Here is a 15,853-nt window from a genome sequence, read left to right as displayed (position 1 = left end):
CCCTCATTCTTTCACGCCTCAGTAGTAATGTCCGGTTCTCCCGTACGCTCAAGCTCTACAGGTTCCTCTGGCGCTCCACTCGCAGGCGAAGGCTCCTGCTGGGAGCGGCGTGACACCCACCACGCGAAAAGCAGCGCCACCACGGCGAGCAGAGGCAACCCTACGGTCGGAACGTGCCCCAGCGCGTAGAAGACGGCCGTCAGCGGGTTTGCTCCATCAACCAGGGACGAGAGGTGAGTTGCCCCGCCCGGGGCCTTAAAATTCACGTTCTCCGCAGCTTGAGTGAAGGTAGGAGAGATCCAGGTCGCTATATACAGGCCCCCGGCTATCGCGATCGTCCCTGCTATTACCGAGCGCAGAATGTTTCCCCCAAGTATAGGAACCATCATTACCACGATGAACGGCATGGTTGCCAGGTCCCCAAAAGGAAGGACGTGATTGCCAGGCAATATCACTGCCAAGAGCAGGGTTATCGGCACCATGAGCACGGCGGTGGCGATGACCGCCGGAGCTCCGACGGCTACCGCTGAGTCCAGACCTATATAGAGATTTCGGCCCGGAAAGCGCCTCTGCACGAACTCTCGTGCCGCCTCAGAGATGGGAATCAGCCCCTCCATCAAGATTGAGACCATCCGTGGCAACAGTAACATCACCGCTGCCAGGTTGATCCCCAACTGTACCGTCTTGATGAACGACAGACCACCCAAGATGCCGAGCAGAAGGCCGAGCACGAGTCCCAAGATAATCGATTCACCAAAGACCCCGAACCTCCGCTGGATGGTCTCCGGATCTGCTTTCAGATCGCGAACTTTGGGGATACGGTCGAAGACATAGTTTAGCGGGATGGCGAGTAAGATATACGGTGCTGAGGTCCCGTGCGGCAGCGAAATGTTGGGGTAGTTATAGTACTTTTGGATCCAAGGCGCGCTCCAATCCGCAAGAGCGAGTAGGATCACCATGTGTATTGCTGCAGCAGCGAAGCCCCAGAGTATGCTACCGCTTAAGATTGCCACCAGAGCGCCGGTGAAGGCTATGTGCCAGTAGTTCCAGAGATCTATATCCAACGTTCTGGTAAGACCTACCGTCAGGAGAAGTATATTGACCGCAAGCCCAAGAGGGATGACGAGGGCACCAACCTGAGATCCGAAAGCTATCGCCGAGGTTGCTGGCCAGCCCACGTCTATCGTGTTCAATCCCACGTTGAAGTTCTTCGCCATACCTTTGGCCGCCGGTCCGATCTGTGAGGTCAGTAGGTTTATGACTAAGCCGATGCCTACGAAACCTATGCCGATCAGAAGGCCGGACCGGAATGCTCGTCCTGGCCTCTGGCCCAGGATGAGGGCGAAGACGAAGATCAGAACAGGAAGGACAACCGATGGCCCGAGGCTGGTTATGAACTGAGTTATGTGGGACACGCGCAAGCCTCCTTGTAATTAGCTTCGCAACTTACTCTCTATCTCTTTTAAGGTTTCCTCTACCCCCACCCCCGTGATAAAAGGCAGTCCGCTAATGGTAGGGGTTTGCACATTCGATGGCACCTGGGTGGTGGAAACGACAAGGTCGTACCCTTCTACGCCACTCAAGGTTTCCATTACCTTTTTTTGATCTATTGTCACCTCTATGTTGTGAGCGATGCAGTACTCTTTGATTTTCTGTGCCACGACCGTGGAAGTCGCTATGCCGGTTCCGCATATGACCAGAATGCGCTTCACTACTATCTACCTCTCTATCGTCTCCTGATTAGCTGCATTACTGTTCTGAGTGAATATTGGTCGCCTCCTGCAATCTCCTCAGGCTAACCACGAAGGAATCATCAGCGAGCTCCACTGCGGTGCGTGGTATAGCTTGCCCTCGTGGTATGGATCGGATGGTACGAGCACCCGCGGCGAGACCTATAGGCAGCATACTCGTTGCCTCACCTGCTGCATAAAGCCTGCCGTAGTAGTCTTCGCCGCCTATACTGCACAATTTTTCTCCTGCTGGTATGTCCCTTTTCGCAATCGCCACCACCTCGGCTGAAGGCTCGGGCAGCGAGACTATCGTGGGCTCGCCATAGATAGCTGCACGTGCCACGGAGAGCGGGGTTTCCAGGCTCGTGAGGTGATAGGGGCGATAGAGTACGTGGTTAGGCCCCTCACCACGGCCCACGTAGTGCATTGTTTCTCGTACGGCTCCTTCCTGAGAGCGAACCACGACGAAGACTCCAGGGGCAACTCCCCGAACGTAGTCGACCACGCCATAGTGAGAGAGCAACCCTCCCTCTTCCTTGAGGCTGAAGATATCCGAGAGACGGTTGGGATCAGTTTCCTCAGGACCGTGCATCCCCGGAACATCTGGGACGAAACCGGTTGCGTTGGCTAGCGCAGCCATCTCGACCATGGTTTTAGTTCCATCCACGAAGGAGGCGAGCATGTGTGGGTTCATACGCTTGGAGTGTGCCTCCTCTGCTACCGAATCGGGCGTCGCCGACACATCGAGTGGATTGTTCTTACCCTTCCCCGCGACGACCACTTCGAAGCCCAGGGTAGAGGCAAACTCGAAAAGCTCCATTATCGCACCGGGCTCGTCCCCGGCAGAGCCAGTGTAGACGACGCCTGCGCTCTTAGCCATTCGAGCGAGTATGGTGCCAACGGTAACGTCGGCCTCGGCGTTGAGCATGACAGTATGCTTTGAACTCTGTATGGCTTCATAGGCAACTCGCGCGCCTACTTCGGGTACACCGGTCGCTTCAACTACGACGTCTATCCCTTCAGAACGTGCAACCATAACCGCGTCATCGGTCACGGCCGGACGTCCAGGCAGACCACCGACACCTTCCGTCGGCGCAAGCCCGGCTTCCCGAAGTGCGGAGATAGCGCGCTCGGGAAACATGTCTGCGCAGGCGACCACCTCCATACCCGGGATACAGGTCACCTGCGCAATGAAACCACGCCCCATCTGTCCCGCTCCGATAAGGCCGACCCTGATGGGCTTGCCCTCCCGCTGCAGCTCTTCCAGTCTCCGGCGCAGACTCATCTTGTCTCCGCATCTATCTCGAGCCTCACACCAGGCCTGAAGGCTTCTGCAATTCGTTTGCCATCCAGTTTTTCCAAACAGATGTCCCCGGGCAACTCTGGCGTCTTTTCTCCGTTGAACTTGAGGACGGCGTGACCAAGAGAACGCATGTTCTGCCAGGCTTTCTCACCAATGGCCGTTATATGAACCTTCGCCGCATCAACACGGAGCACATCTCCTGGCAAAGGAGGGGCTTCCCGACAGACCCGTGGCTCATGCAGCACACTCATTTCGGCCAGCTCCGGTGGAGCCCCGGTCTGAAAGAGGATGGCCATACCCGCGTCAAGAAACTCTGTCGCCTCAGGGCCGAGCTCCTTTATCTCCGTTGAATAAACCTTATCCAAAACTTCCTATCCCCCTTGCTTTCGAGCGCAGGCGCTCTATCAGTAGAGTCCATGGCTAAACGCCCAGGCTATGATGACCGCTATGGGGCCGGTGATCTGGCGCGAGAAGAGTACTGCTGGGACCCCGACCTCTATGGTTTTGGGCTTGGCCTCTCCGAGAGAGAGTCCCACCGGGATGAAGTCACACCCCACCTGAGTGTCGTAGGCGAAGAGCGCCGGGAGCGCAAAGGCCGGGGCAATGTTGCCTGCGGCTATCTGCTGCCCGACGAGAACACCGGTAACCTGAGCCACGACCGCCCCCGGACCAAGGACCGGGGAGAGGAAAGGCAATCCCACGATCAACGAGAGAACGATCAAACCCGGTAGACTGCCTGCAAGAGGGGTCAGAACATGAGCGATTATATTGCCCAAACCGGTCGCGTTGATGATCCCGATGAGCATCGTTACGAAGGCGATGAACGGCAGGATGTTCCTTATGACCTGGTCTATCGCCTGTCGACCGCTCTGGTAGAGTACCCCTATGATGCCGCCCATAATGCGGCCCAGCCGAGAGATGAACCCGGTGATGCCACCCCCGTGCTCCGGGATAGCCTCCTGGGCTCTACCCCCAAGCTCGAAAGGATTGGCAGGAGCACCTCGGGGCTCAGCCTCCCCAACGTCGGTGATCGGTGTGCTCTCTTCATTAACCAGGCTGATGTTCTCTGGCCGAACCCCGCTTACGTAGATATCCTCTTTTATGAACTGGGCCAGAGGCCCAGTCTGCCCCGATGGGGTAAGGTTGATCGTCGGAATGCGCTTTTTCGGGTAGACCCCGGCGCGCGCGGTCCCTCCACAATCTATAACTACAGCAGCGATCTCGTCATCCGGGGGTGGATTGCGGAATCCATCCACCACAGTTGCTCCGGTGAGCTCGGCGAGCCTGCGGGCTACAGGTGGGATCTCTCCCCCAGTAACCGCTGAGATCTTATCCCTCTCCTCGGTGGGCTTGATTACGAGCGGGCCTCCCCATCCCTGAGCTCCGCGCTCGACTCGTACGGCTCTGAAGGTACGCCTCTTCTCCTGCTCCTGCATCTTTTAACGTCCCCTAAAGTTCTATGTTCTGACGGCGGGCCAAGAAAAACGTTATCTGTTGAGTTACAACCCCGCGAATAAAGATGACGATCAACCCGACGATGAAGTACCTGACCGCTAGAGGGCCGAGAGGAAGCCCTTGTTTCTGAATGCCGTGTGCCACCCCAAGATACACGAAGAGTTCCGCGGGATTGGCATGCGGGAAGAGCCCGAGTATCGGGTGTACGAAGGAAACCGCAGAATCATAGAAGGCTGGCTTGTACTTCTCTTCCAGAAAAGTCCCGAAGGTGTACGCCATCGGGTTGGTCAAAAAGAACACCGCGAGAAGCGGCAGCAACGAGTACCTGGTAATTATGTTCCCGGCCGCGAACCTAGCAGCCCGGTGTATGCGCTGCTCACCGACAAGGTTTATAACGGCGTAAAGTGCCGTCAACAGCACGATTAGGAGTGGCAGTATACCGGTTACATAGCTGACGAAGACCTTCCCACCCGCTTGGAAAAGTCCAATGAACCACTGCCCTATCGCACCCAGAGTTCCGAAGATGCCTCCTGCCTGCACTTGCTGCTGGGCTTTCGAAGCGCTCTGAATCAGAGCTAGTACCTGGTCATGACTCAGCCAGCCAGATATTTCGTGCATGATCTCTACCCCCCTACTATGTCTCGTATGTGTTTATTTTTTTGCTTGACCGGAGACAAGTTGACGGCCACGTTCTTCGCTTATCCGCTCGATCTGCTCAATCGCTCTCTGAGCGGCTAGTGCAGTGGAACGATCCATCAGCGGCTCACCCCCATTCTTGATTTTCTCCAGGTCCAATCCCTCAAGCGCTGAGCATCTCTTGAAACGGGCAAATACTGTCATACCCTTCATTCGCAAAGCTTCCCGGATTATTACCCCCTTGCTGTCAACCACCAGGATAAGAATGACCCCTTTACCAAAACGTGTCCGCGAGTTGCCTACCCCCACATACCCCTCGCTGTATCTCTCTGTGATCCTGCCCAGAACTCGCCGGTAGTGGCGCATCTGGAAGTAGGTGCCGACTATCTGAGCCAGCCATAACACCCCCAACACCATAAGCAATGCCGACCATATCGTCATTCGACTTACCCCTTCCCGAGTTCGTCTCGCAACATAATATCTTTGACTAATGTTCCAGTCAAGAGCAAATGTAAAATTTTGACTTCTATTCGGCACGCACACTTCCAGATGCTAAAGTTCTTAAGCTGTGAGGTTTACTGGCAGTTTGTTGAACCCGAACTCGTACAGGAAAGCTTGTGGTTCATCGGCAAGCACAACGGTCTTGACAGGTGTAGCAGTTAGAGCCTCGTAGGCTAAAGTCTTACGAGGTCGACTGTTGAGCCTGTGCGTGATCGGGCTGAGATCAACCTGATGTTTGGCGGTACGCGCGTCTGCAAGCTGGTTTATCTACCCAGCCTTCTACCCGTTGCTATAGCGTCCAGCGTCCGACGAGCCCGATCACGAAGATGCCACCGTGGGGCGCCCGCAGGGTACAACCGAACGCGAGCGAGAGCGTCCCGGCCATCGCTGAGCCTACCATGTTCGAGGGGATCACGCGCAGCGGGCCCGCCGTGAAGGGGATCTCCTCCTCGGTGATAAAAGAGGCTCTCGTGTGGTTCAGTCGGCCCGTCCGTTGTCCGCGGTACCGGTCCACACATGCCGGAGGCTACCATCGCGCCGAGCAGGATGGCGTCGGCGGCTACGATGCCCGCCCCCACAAAATCTCTGGGTACACGACATCCTCAAGGATGCCGTGTACGGGTTAAGATGGGTCTTCGTGGCAACGATGACGCGGGGAGGAAAGGTGCCAGGGAGCGGTGGGATACTCGAAGCGATCGAGGTCAAGAAGCGTGGAGGAGAACTCCCGCGGGATGTGATAGAGGAGGTCGTCCTCGGGTATACCTCGGGTGAGATCCCGGACTACCAGATGTCCGCCCTACTCATGGCGATCCTGCTCCGGGGCATGAGCTACGGGGAGACGCTCGCGATGACCCGGGCGATGGCGTACTCCGGGAAGCACTATTCGTTTCCGGGATGCGCGGACAAGCACTCCACGGGCGGGGTCGGGGACAAGGTCTCGCTCACCGCTCTCCCCGTCGCCGCCGCCTGCGGGCTCCCGGTCGCCAAGCTCTCCGGCCGGGGGCTGGGGACGACGGGTGGGACGGTGGACAAGCTCGAGTCCATCCCCGGCTTTTCGTGCGCGCTCACGGAGGATCGCTTCCGGAGGCAGGTCGAGGAGGTGGGGATCGCGATCGGAGAGGCCGGGGAGGTCGCTCCGGCGGACCGGGCGATCTACGCCTTGAGGGACGCGACCGCGACGGTGGACTCGCTGCCGCTCATCGCATCCTCGATCGTCTCCAAGAAGGTGGCCACCGGCGCGGAGTTTTTGCTCTACGACGTGAAGTGCGGCTCGGGAGCGTTCATGAAGAGCGTGGAGGATGCCCGCGAGCTCGCCGGGATGCTCGTACGGCTGAGCGGTCGGTTCGGCATCTCCGCCTCGGCGATCATCACCGGGATGGACGAGCCGCTGGGCAGCGCCGTCGGCAACGCGCTCGAGGTGCGGGAGGCCGTGAGGTTCCTGAAGGGGGAGGAGGTCAGGGAAGACCTCTCGGAGACCGCCGAGACCGTCGCCTCGCGTCTGCTCTCGCTCGCGGGGCGGGAGGAGCCCGGACGGGATGTCGAGCGGGCCATCTCCTCGGGGGCGGCCTACGAGACCTTCCTCCGCCTCGTCGCCGCCCAGGGGGGGGATCCTTCCGCGCTCGATACCCTCCCCGTCTCCGGGGAGGTCGAGGCCGTGAGAGCCCCCCGCGACGGTTACGTCGCCCGCCTCGACGCCCACCTCGTCGGTGAGGCGGCGCTGTTGCTCGGCGCCGGGCGGCAGAGAAAAGGTGATGATGTGGACCCCGGCGTCGGCGTCGAGGTGCTCGTCCGGGTCGGGGACGGCGTCGATAGCGGGCGAGAGGTGGCCCTCCTCTACCACAGAGGCGGGCGGGGCCTCGAAGAGGCTCGAAGACGGCTGGTGCGTTCGATCGGGATCTCCGACGAGCCGCCCCGCCCTCTCCCTGCTATCCTTGAGGGTCCGTAGAAGAGAACGGAGGAGGGAGGTAGCGAGACTTGAGCCCCGTCCACCTGCGCGCCGAGCCGGGAGACTACGCCGAGAGCGTGCTCTTGCCGGGCGACCCCCGGCGGGCCCGCTACATAGCAGAGAACTTCTTCGAGGGCGCCCGGCTCGTCAACGAGGAGCGTGGGATGCTCGGGTACACCGGCACCTACAAAGGCCGTCCCGTCTCGGTGCAGACGACCGGGATGGGGTGCCCTAGCGCCTCCATCGTCGCGGAGGAGTTGTTGCAGCTCGGAGCCAGGAACCTGCTCAGGGTCGGCACCTGCGGCGGCTACCACCCGCAGATGCAGCTCGGGGACCTCGTCGTCGCCACCGCCGCGACCCCGCTCGACGGGACCGTCTCGAAGCTCACCCGGGGGCTGCCCTACGCCCCGGCGGCCAGCTTCGAGATCGTGCACGCCGCCCACCACGCCGCGCAGGAGGCCGGGAGGAAGGTCTTCACCGGCCCGATCGTCAGCTCCGACCTCTTCTACGACCCCATGGAGGATCCCAAGCAAACGTGGGGGAAGCTTGGGGTCCTCGCCGTCGAGATGGAGGCCGCGGCCATCTTCACCCTCGCCGCGATGCACGGAGCACGGGCGGGGTGCCTGCTCACAGTCTCCGACACCTTCACCGGGCACGAGACCGAGCGCATCTCCGACGCGGCGCTCAAGGAGGCGGTGGAAGGCATGGTGGAGCTGGCGCTCGACACCCTCGTCGCGCTAGACTAGTCTTCTGGGGGACGGTATCTCGGGAGGGGATCCGGAAGAAATTGACCATCCTCGACGAAGCGGGCACACCTGACGTCCTCTCGCCGCTCTGCGGCCTGAGGAGCCTCTCCGAAGAGCTGTCCGACGTGCTCATCGTCCTCGTCGGAACCCGCTCCGATATACACCTGTCCCGCCTGCTGCCGGGAGCCCTGACCGCGGACTACTCACCGGGAGAGCGGGTTCGGTTCATCCTGCTCGACCCGGAGACGAAGGTGAGACAGGGGAGCGTGGCCTCCGGCGTAGCCGAGGCGGCCGACGGTCTGGCGGGCATCTCGGCCGGGCTCATCGTCTGCGGGCGCCCGGCGCGACAACTGGGGGTGGACGCGGCATTCGAAGCCCGGCTCGCGGAGAGGCGTCTGGGGGTGCCGGTCCGGGCGGTGGGGCTCGAGCCCGAGGGATCACGCATCCTATCCACCGACCTGGAGGACCGGGCGCTGGCGGCGCTCGTCGACCTGTGTCCCGCCGCCACGGGCGAGATAGCCCCTACACCACCGCCGAAGGGCCGCACCGGCCGTCTGTTCGGGGGACTCTTCGGGACCGGGCGCTCGGAGAGGCCCGGCCGGGAGCAATCCCGCCGGGTGGTCCTGCTCGGGGCCGGGTCTCCCCCCGGCGCCTGGCAGGAGCTCGCGTCGGAGCTGGACCGTCTGGGGGTCGAGGTGGCGGGGGGGCTGCCCGGGCTCGGAGCGGCGAGCCTGCCCGCCCTGGGCGAAGGCGTGGTAGTGGCAGCCTGCTCGCCGTATCTGCCGACCGCCGTCCGGGCCGCCGCAGAGCGCGGCGCGCTGGTGGTGCGCAGCCTGCTCCCGATCGGGATCGGGGGCACCTCGAGGTTTCTGCAGGACGTGGCCTCCGCAGCAGGGCTGGATGTGAAGTGGGCCGGCGGACCACACCCCACGTGGGAGGAGCTCGAGCCGCTCAGAAGCCGTATCCGGGGCAAGAGGATCTTCTTCGCCGGGGATACCGGGCTCGAGCTGCCGCTGGCGCGCTTCCTGGCGGACGCCGGGGCGGTCATCGTGGAGGTGGGCGTACCGCGCCTCGACCGCCGGGTGCTCTCTGCGGAGATACAGGCGCTCGGAGGCGAGGTGGACGTGGTCGAGGCGCCGGATCCCGAGGGACAGATGGAGCGCATCGAGAGCAGCCGCCCCGACATCGTCGTCGCCAGCCCCGGGCTCCACGTACCGCTCGCCGCGCGGGGCTGGCTGTGCTGCCAGAGCACGGAGCTCATGCAGCTCGGGGTCTACGGCTACCGCGGAGCCCGCCGGGTGCTCGAGTTCCTCTGCAGCACCCTCGATCGGGCCGAAGATCTGGACTCGATAAAGCTGTGAGGGTGGTAGCGGGCGTCTACGAGGGCCCCTCGGCCCACGGCATCCTCAGGGTCGCCGCGAGCCTGAAGGACGTGTGGGTAATCTTCCGGGCTTCCGCCCACGAGGAGTACTTCCAGGTTCTCTGGGGGCCCTGGGCGCGCTACGAAGGGCGTGCGCCGGTCTCCCCGAGTCCGGCGGGCAGAGGGGCGGAGAGCCTGCAGAGGGACGTACTCGAGGTCGTGCGGCGACACCCCGGGGTCGGCGCCGTCATCGTGGCCCGCTCGGATTCCGCGCTGCTCTCGGGAGAAGAGGTGCCCGAGGTGAGGTTGCCGGCAAGAGAAGATCGTCCCCGCCGTCTCTTCCGATGCCCCTGGCAGAAGCCGGGACTCGGTGAGCACGAGGCCGCCGACCTCATGCTCGCCGAACTCGTCCGGGAGTACGCGGTCCCCCAGGAGAAGACACCCGAGCCTTCGGTCAACCTCTTCGGCGCCCCGGTACTGGACCCGAGGGCGGAGGCCGAGATGGACGAGCTGCAGCGGCTCCTGGCGGGACTCGGCGTCGGGGTGAACGCCCGGGTGCCGCTCGGAGCAAGCCTGGAAGACCTCCGGAACCTCCCCCGGGCGTGGGCGAACGTCGTCCTCTACAGGGAGGCCGGCGAGTCGGCCACCCGCTTCCTCAAAGAACGCTTCGGGATGCCGAGGATCACCACCCCCATGATCGGCTCGGCCGGCACCGGGGCAGCGCTGCGGGCGGTGGGAGAGGCCTGCTCGACGAGCGAGGAGCGGGTGCGGCGGCTCGTCTTCCGGGAGCTGGCGCAGACGGCGAAGCTGCCGTGGTACGCCCGGCTTCTCAGCCCCCGGACCCTGCGGGGGAAGAAGGTCGCGATCTTCGGAGATTTCACCTACGCGGTGGGGCTCGGCTACGCTCTCTCGCGCGAGGTCGGGGCGAAGATCGCCTGGAGCGGGACCTACCTCTCCCATCTCGAGCACGACTTCTCGTTCCACGCCGGCACGTTCACCGAGAAGACCTTCGTCGCCGAAGAGCCGGGGGAGGTGGCCCTGAGGGTGGAGCGCACCCGCCCGGACCTGCTCATAGCGACGCACTTCGAGCGTGAGGCTGCGGAGAGATCCGGCGCCTCTTTCCTCCCGCTCTGCCCTCCGGCCGCGGTACATCCGTTCGTCCGCCTGCCGCTCATGGGTTACCGGGGGGCGGCACTGCTGGCCGATGCGGTGGACGGCGCGCTGCGCCGCACCAGGAGCCCCTCGCCGGCGGCACCGGAGGAACCCGTGTGGACCGGAGAGGCGCTCGCCGCCCTCGAGGAGGTACCGGCGTTCCTGCGGGGACGGGCGCGCAGGCTCGCCGAGGAGCGAGCGAGGGAGCTGGGCGAGCACAGGATCACCCGCGAGATACTGGAGGACTCGAGGTTCTAGAGGAGGCGTTCGTTTTGGGAATACGGGACTTCATCCGCTACCTGGAAGAACACGAGGAGAAGGCGCAAAGGGCCGGGGAGCTCTCGCCAGAGGAGCGACGGGAGACGTTGCACCAGGCGGAGCTGATGGTCGGGATGGCCGACCAGGCGGTGAAGTACCTGGAGTCGGTCCTGGTGAACCGCCGGGTCAACCTGAACGAGGAGCACGCGATCCGCTTCGCCCAGGACGTCTTCCTGTACCTGAAGGACAGGGAGGAGAGGGTCAAGGAGAGGCTCTCCGAAGGGAGCTAATCCTCGACCCGCAGGACCACCGCCGCCCCCGTGTCCCCGGCGGCACACCCCGTGAACAGTCCCACGCCTCCTCCCCTCATCCTGAGCTCTTCGATCATCTCGGCCACGAGCCGCATCCCCGTCGGTCCCTGCGGATGCCCGTAGACGAGGCTGGAGCCGAAGTTGTTCATCTCCTCCACCCCGACCCCCATCTCTCTGGCGAAGTACGCGTCGTTGACCGCGAAGGGGTTGTGGGTCTTTATCACGTCCACTCCTGCGAGGGAGATCCCGGCATCTTTCAGCGCCGCTCTCGCCGCCGGAACCGGGGCCTTGGGCATCCTCGCCTTCTCCACCCGACAGAAGCCGGTGGAGAGGAGCCTTATGAGCCCTTCTCCTCTTCCCAGCTCTCGCGCCCTCCGCTCCGTCGTCAGTACGGCCCCGGCCGCCCCGTCGGCGGGGTGGGTCTGGGTGCCGTAGGTGACGACGCCGCCTTCGGCCACGGGCTTGAGTCTGGCCAGCCCCTCCCGCGTGGTCGGATGGACGCCGAAGTCTTCTTCCACGAGGGTGGGCTCACCGCGCTTTTCGGGGACGGCGACCGGCACCATGTAGCGCCGCTGGAACGCGCGGTCGTCCTCGAGCGCGCGCCGGTACTGCTCGTAACGCAGGGCGGCTATCTCGTCGAGCTCCTCGCGCGAGATACCCTTCTCCCTGGCGACGTTCTCGGCCGTCTGGTACATCGCCGCCCCGCCCCAGGGGTCTCTGGCGAAGGAGTCGAGCACCCAGTTCTCCACCTCGGGGGAGCCGCCGGGGGCGGAGGGTCGGGGGTAGAAGAGGGTCGGGCCGTTGGAGGTGCGATCGGTCGTGACGACGAGCGTGAGATCCTCCACCCCCGCTTCGAGGTCGGACGCGGCGGCATGGATGCAGGCGACCGAGGTCGCGCAGGCCTGCGAGATCATCGGGCCCGTCACACCCGGTGCTCCGATGCGGGCGGCGAGCGTGGGCGCGCCGTAGAAGATCTCCTTCTGGGGGATGGTCCAGCCCAAAACGATGGAGCCGACCTCCTGCGGCGCGAGGTCTCTCTGCTCGAGCGCCTTCTCCGTGACCCGAACGGCGAGATCCAAACTGTTCACCTCGGCGAGCGGTCCCTGCCAGCGGGTGAAGGGGGAAGACCAGCAGAAACCCGCCGGGATGAACGCCTTCTCGAACCTCACCCTCTACCCTCCGCCTTCCGGCGCTCCTCTTCCACGAGAACCCTCTTCAGGAGCTTGCCCACCGCGCTCTTCGGCAGCTCCTCCCGAAACTCCACCACCTTTGGGACCTTGTACGCTGCAAGCCTCTTTCTGCTGTGCGAGATCAAAGCTTCCTCCGTAAGGGTGCTCCCCTCCTTCCTGACCACGAAGGCTTTGACCGTCTCCCCCCTGTAGGGGTCGGGGACGCCTATCACGACGGCCTCGACCACGTCGGGGTGCTCGTAGAGCACCTCTTCGACCTCCCTCGGGTATACCTTGTAGCCCGAGGCGTTTATCAGCTCCTTCTTGCGGTCCACCACGTAGAGGTAGCCGTCCTCGTCCATGCGCACGATGTCCCCGGTGTGCAGCCAGCCGTCTTCTGAGAGGACCTTTCGGGTCTCCCCGGGCATCTTCCAGTATCCCTTCATGACCTGGGGGCCTTTTATGAGCAGCTCTCCGGGCTCTCCCGGGGGAAGCTCCCTCTCCCCGCTTTCCACGTCCACGATCCTGGCGTCGGTGCCGGGGATGGGTACGCCGATGCTCCCCGGGACGGGACCGCGCAGATAGGTGTTGAAGGTGGCGGGAGCGCCCTCGGAGAGGCCGTAGCCCTCCCAGATCGGACGCCCCGTTCTCCTCTCGAAGGAACGGAGCAGCTCGGTCGGGACGCTGGCGCCGCCGGAGGTGTAGAGGAGGACTTCATCGAGGCCGTAGTGCTCCATCCCGGGGTAGTTGTGCAGCGCGATGAAGACCGTCGCCACCCCGGGGACCATGACGGGTTTCTCGTCCCGGATCATCTCCATCACCACGTCCGGTTTGAAGCGCTCGACGGTGAGGAGGTTCCAGCCCATCCTGATCCCGAACAGCAGGACCATCGTCATCCCGAAGATGTGGAAGAAGGGCGCCACGGCGACGACCTTGCCGTTCTCCGGGAATGCGCCGGGGTCTTCGATCAGGAGGTCCATCGTCTGCTTGATCCCGCCGAGCAGGTTGGCGTGGGTGAGCATCGCGCCCTTGGAGACGCCCGTCGTGCCGCTGGTGTACTGCAGCGAGGCGAGATCCTCCCCGGGGTCTATCCACACCTCTGGCGGCGCTCCCGAGGCCGAGGAGAGCACGTCCTCCAGCAGGAGGTCTCCCTCTTCGAGCCCACCCTCGGGCTCGTCGGAGCATATCACCCGCCGCAGCGGGGTCCTGGGCTGGACCTCTTTGATCCTCCGGTACACCGACGGGTGTACGATCGCCGTCTCCGTGCCGGAATCGCCGAGGATGTGCTTGAGCTCGCGCCCGACGTAGAGCGGGTTGAGCTGCGTGGCGACCGCCCCGGCCCCGAGCAACCCGAAGAACCCGATCGCGTACTCGGGGCAGTTGGGGAGCATCAGACCCACCCGGTCGCCCTTCTTCACCCCGAGATCACACAGCGCCCGCGAGAGGGCACGGCTCATCTCCAGGAACTCGGAGTAGCTCACCCTGCGCCCTCCGCCGGTGAACGCGACGTGCTGCGGGTATTTCCGGGCGGCCTCCTCGAGGAATCCGACGAGCGAACCTTGCAGGGGCTCCCCCGAGAGCTTACCCCCGTAGACGGATAGCCAGGGTCTCTCCCGTTGCAGCATGGCTTCCTCCTTTCCCTCTCCCCATTCTAAGCACCCCCCGAACCCCGCGCCTTACCCGGAGACCACCTCCGAGAGCGCGCCGGAGCGGATGATCTCTGCGGCCTCCTCTATGTCTTCGTCCATCCTGCGATCGGCCTCCAGGAAAGGCACCCGCGAGCGCACCAGTTCGAGCGCGCGGCGGGTCTTCGGGCTCGCCTTCTCCTCCCCGCGCAGCTCGAGGGCCTGGCAGGCGGCGATCAGGTGTATCGCCGCAATGTTCTGCGTCAACTCCACGATGGAGCGGGCGTCGCGGGCGGCGATCGCGCCCATGCTCACCTTGTCCTGGTTGTGGCACTCGGTGGATCGGGAGTGGACGCTGGCGGGGGCGGAGAGCTTCATCGCCTCGGCGGTCATGGCCGAGGAGCACAGCTGCATGCCCTTGAAGCCGTGGTGGAGTCCGGCCTCGGGGCTGTCCTCGTCGAAGTAAGGGATGAGGTTGGGGGTGAGGCCCGCGTTGAACTTCTCGTCGACGAGCAGTTCGAGCTGGCGGTCCATCAGGTCGCAGAGGTTGGCGAGGGCGACCTTGAGCGAGTCCATCGCCTGAGCCATGTGCCCGGCGTAGAAGTTGCCGCCGCTCTGCACCCGGCCACCTTCGGCATCGAAGAGTGGGTTGTCGTCCGAGGAGTTCATCTCGATCTCGACCCAGCGCCTGACCCAATCGAGGGTGTCGCGCAGCGCGCCCGAGACGTAGGGTGCGCAGCGGATCGAGTAGCGGTCCTGCACCTGGCGCTCGAGCTCGAGGAACTCCCTTCCCCCGAGCCCGTCCGTGGCGAAGATCTCCTCGGAGTCGAGCGCGAGGTGGGAGTCGGCGAGCAGGGAGCTTATGATGTGGGCGCTCTCCTTCTGCCCGGGGTGAGGCTTGTTCTCGTGGATGAAGGCGTTGAAGTGTCCCCTGTTGCCGAGCAAGGCCTCGGAGGCCATCGCGGTGCACAGGTCGGAGACGAGGGCGAGCTCCTCGGCGTCCCGGACGGCGAGCGCCGCGATGGCGGTTATGAAGGAGGTTCCGTTGGTGAGCGCGAGCCCCTCCTTGGCCTCGAGCTCGAGCGGCTCGAGGCCGAGATCCGCGAGCACCTCGCGCGAGGGCCTGACCTCTCCCTCGTAGAGGACGTCTTCCTCCCCGACGAGCGCGGCCCCGAGGTAGGAGAGCGGGATGAGATCCCCACTCGCCCCGCAGGAACCCCTCTCGGGCACGAGCGGCAGGATGTCTTCGTTGAGGTAGAGGAGCAGCCGCTCGACGACCTCCGGCCTGACCCCGGAGTTGCCCCGCGCCAGACAGTTGGCCCGGAGGAGCATCATCGCCCGCGTCACCTCGGGGGGCGCGATTGGCCCCGTCCCGCAGCCGAGGAACCGGAGCATGTTCTGCTGCAACCGGGCGGCTTTCTGCGGCGAGATCTGCCGGTGCGCGCTGTCTCCGAAGCCGGTCGTCACGCCGTAGATGGGTACTTCGCGCCCGATCAACTCCCGCTTCAGCGCACACGAAGCCTCTACCCTCTCCCACGCATCGTCGGATAGGGTGCATACCGCCTCACCCTCGCGGCGGGCGAAGGCCACCACATCGTCTATCGTGAGCGAACGGCCGTCCAGCTCCAGCCTGAGACCGCTGCCATGCACGACGTCTCTCAT

15 protein-coding genes and 1 pseudogene are annotated in these 15,853 nt (G+C 63.7%); 5 read left to right on the top strand and 11 right to left on the bottom strand.

Annotated elements, in window-relative coordinates:
* Positions 1-11: 11 nt before the first annotated feature.
* The 8 genes and pseudogenes from AC6EKW_RS12005 to AC6EKW_RS11970 form a co-directional block, all read right to left on the bottom strand.
* Positions 12-1,415 (bottom strand): PTS galactitol transporter subunit IIC, encoded by a 1,404-nt coding sequence (locus AC6EKW_RS12005; protein ID WP_273888307.1) that lies wholly within the window; start codon positions 1,413-1,415, stop codon positions 12-14.
* An 18-nt stretch (positions 1,416-1,433) separates the two neighbouring features.
* Complete coding sequence (locus AC6EKW_RS12000; protein WP_498514505.1) at positions 1,434-1,712, bottom strand: PTS sugar transporter subunit IIB; 279 nt, start codon at positions 1,710-1,712, stop codon at positions 1,434-1,436.
* Between the two features lie 37 nt (positions 1,713-1,749).
* The gene (locus AC6EKW_RS11995; RefSeq protein WP_498514504.1) at positions 1,750-2,895 is read right to left on the bottom strand and encodes an NAD(P)H-dependent oxidoreductase; all 1,146 of its coding nucleotides are present in this window, start codon (positions 2,893-2,895) and stop codon (positions 1,750-1,752) included.
* 116 nt (positions 2,896-3,011) lie between these two features.
* Positions 3,012-3,398, bottom strand: a complete 387-nt coding sequence (locus tag AC6EKW_RS11990; protein WP_273888303.1) for a PTS glucitol/sorbitol transporter subunit IIA — start codon at positions 3,396-3,398, stop codon at positions 3,012-3,014.
* Between the two features lie 39 nt (positions 3,399-3,437).
* Positions 3,438-4,469 (bottom strand): PTS glucitol/sorbitol transporter subunit IIB, encoded by a 1,032-nt coding sequence (srlE, locus tag AC6EKW_RS11985; RefSeq protein ID WP_273888301.1) that lies wholly within the window; start codon positions 4,467-4,469, stop codon positions 3,438-3,440.
* A 13-nt stretch (positions 4,470-4,482) separates the two neighbouring features.
* Complete coding sequence (gene srlA, locus AC6EKW_RS11980) at positions 4,483-5,106, bottom strand: PTS glucitol/sorbitol transporter subunit IIC (protein ID WP_498514503.1); 624 nt, start codon at positions 5,104-5,106, stop codon at positions 4,483-4,485.
* A gap of 33 nt (positions 5,107-5,139) precedes the next feature.
* Positions 5,140-5,565 carry a transcriptional regulator GutM gene (locus tag AC6EKW_RS11975; RefSeq protein WP_273888299.1) on the bottom strand — a complete coding sequence of 142 codons (426 nt, stop codon included), beginning with the start codon at positions 5,563-5,565 and terminating at the stop codon, positions 5,140-5,142.
* A gap of 364 nt (positions 5,566-5,929) precedes the next feature.
* Positions 5,930-6,091: pseudogene (locus AC6EKW_RS11970) on the bottom strand (PTS fructose transporter subunit IIC); the annotation flags it as partial.
* Between the two features lie 198 nt (positions 6,092-6,289).
* On the opposite strand from AC6EKW_RS11970, the gene AC6EKW_RS11965 reads away from it, so the two are divergent.
* The 5 genes from AC6EKW_RS11965 to AC6EKW_RS11945 are packed head-to-tail and all read left to right on the top strand — an operon-like array spanning position 6,290 to position 11,376.
* Positions 6,290-7,570 carry a thymidine phosphorylase gene (locus AC6EKW_RS11965; RefSeq protein WP_273888297.1) on the top strand — a complete coding sequence of 427 codons (1,281 nt, stop codon included), beginning with the start codon at positions 6,290-6,292 and terminating at the stop codon, positions 7,568-7,570.
* Positions 7,571-7,599: 29 nt separating this feature from the next.
* The gene (locus AC6EKW_RS11960; RefSeq protein ID WP_273888296.1) at positions 7,600-8,316 is read left to right on the top strand and encodes a DeoD-type purine-nucleoside phosphorylase; all 717 of its coding nucleotides are present in this window, start codon (positions 7,600-7,602) and stop codon (positions 8,314-8,316) included.
* A 41-nt stretch (positions 8,317-8,357) separates the two neighbouring features.
* Positions 8,358-9,677 (top strand): nitrogenase component 1, encoded by a 1,320-nt coding sequence (locus AC6EKW_RS11955; protein ID WP_498514502.1) that lies wholly within the window; start codon positions 8,358-8,360, stop codon positions 9,675-9,677.
* On the top strand, positions 9,674-11,086 hold the full coding sequence (locus tag AC6EKW_RS11950) for a nitrogenase component 1 (protein ID WP_273888294.1): 1,413 nt from the start codon (positions 9,674-9,676) through the stop codon (positions 11,084-11,086). Before AC6EKW_RS11955 ends, AC6EKW_RS11950 begins: the two co-directional genes overlap by 4 nt.
* A gap of 14 nt (positions 11,087-11,100) precedes the next feature.
* Entirely contained in the window at positions 11,101-11,376 is a 276-nt protein-coding gene (locus tag AC6EKW_RS11945; RefSeq protein ID WP_273888293.1) for a hypothetical protein, read from the top strand.
* Here AC6EKW_RS11945 and AC6EKW_RS11940 read toward each other — a convergent pair.
* The 3 genes from AC6EKW_RS11940 to AC6EKW_RS11930 are packed head-to-tail and all read right to left on the bottom strand — an operon-like array spanning position 11,373 to position 15,853.
* On the bottom strand, positions 11,373-12,566 hold the full coding sequence (locus tag AC6EKW_RS11940) for a thiolase family protein (RefSeq protein ID WP_498514501.1): 1,194 nt from the start codon (positions 12,564-12,566) through the stop codon (positions 11,373-11,375). The genes AC6EKW_RS11945 and AC6EKW_RS11940 overlap by 4 nt on opposite strands.
* The gene (locus AC6EKW_RS11935) at positions 12,563-14,191 is read right to left on the bottom strand and encodes a long-chain-fatty-acid--CoA ligase (RefSeq protein ID WP_498514500.1); all 1,629 of its coding nucleotides are present in this window, start codon (positions 14,189-14,191) and stop codon (positions 12,563-12,565) included. The genes AC6EKW_RS11940 and AC6EKW_RS11935 overlap by 4 nt, the downstream gene beginning before the upstream one ends.
* A 51-nt stretch (positions 14,192-14,242) precedes the next feature.
* Positions 14,243-15,853 carry an HAL/PAL/TAL family ammonia-lyase gene (locus AC6EKW_RS11930; RefSeq protein ID WP_273888290.1) on the bottom strand — a complete coding sequence of 537 codons (1,611 nt, stop codon included), beginning with the start codon at positions 15,851-15,853 and terminating at the stop codon, positions 14,243-14,245.

Source organism: Rubrobacter sp. M3-4, assembly GCF_059772285.1.
This window is presented reverse-complemented; position numbering and strand designations above follow the sequence as displayed.

Excerpts from the sequence above, each read along its gene's own strand:
- AC6EKW_RS11995 (WP_498514504.1), bottom strand. The coding sequence starts at position 2,895 with ATGGAGGTGGTCGCCTGCGCAGACATGTTTCCCGAGCGCGCTATCTCC.
- srlE (WP_273888301.1), bottom strand. The coding sequence starts at position 4,469 with ATGCAGGAGCAGGAGAAGAGGCGTACCTTCAGAGCCGTACGAGTCGAG.
- srlA (WP_498514503.1), bottom strand. The coding sequence starts at position 5,106 with ATGCACGAAATATCTGGCTGGCTGAGTCATGACCAGGTACTAGCTCTG.
- AC6EKW_RS11975 (WP_273888299.1), bottom strand. The coding sequence starts at position 5,565 with ATGACGATATGGTCGGCATTGCTTATGGTGTTGGGGGTGTTATGGCTG.
- AC6EKW_RS11935 (WP_498514500.1), bottom strand. The coding sequence starts at position 14,191 with ATGCTGCAACGGGAGAGACCCTGGCTATCCGTCTACGGGGGTAAGCTC.
- AC6EKW_RS11930 (WP_273888290.1), bottom strand. The coding sequence starts at position 15,853 with ATGAGAGACGTCGTGCATGGCAGCGGTCTCAGGCTGGAGCTGGACGGC.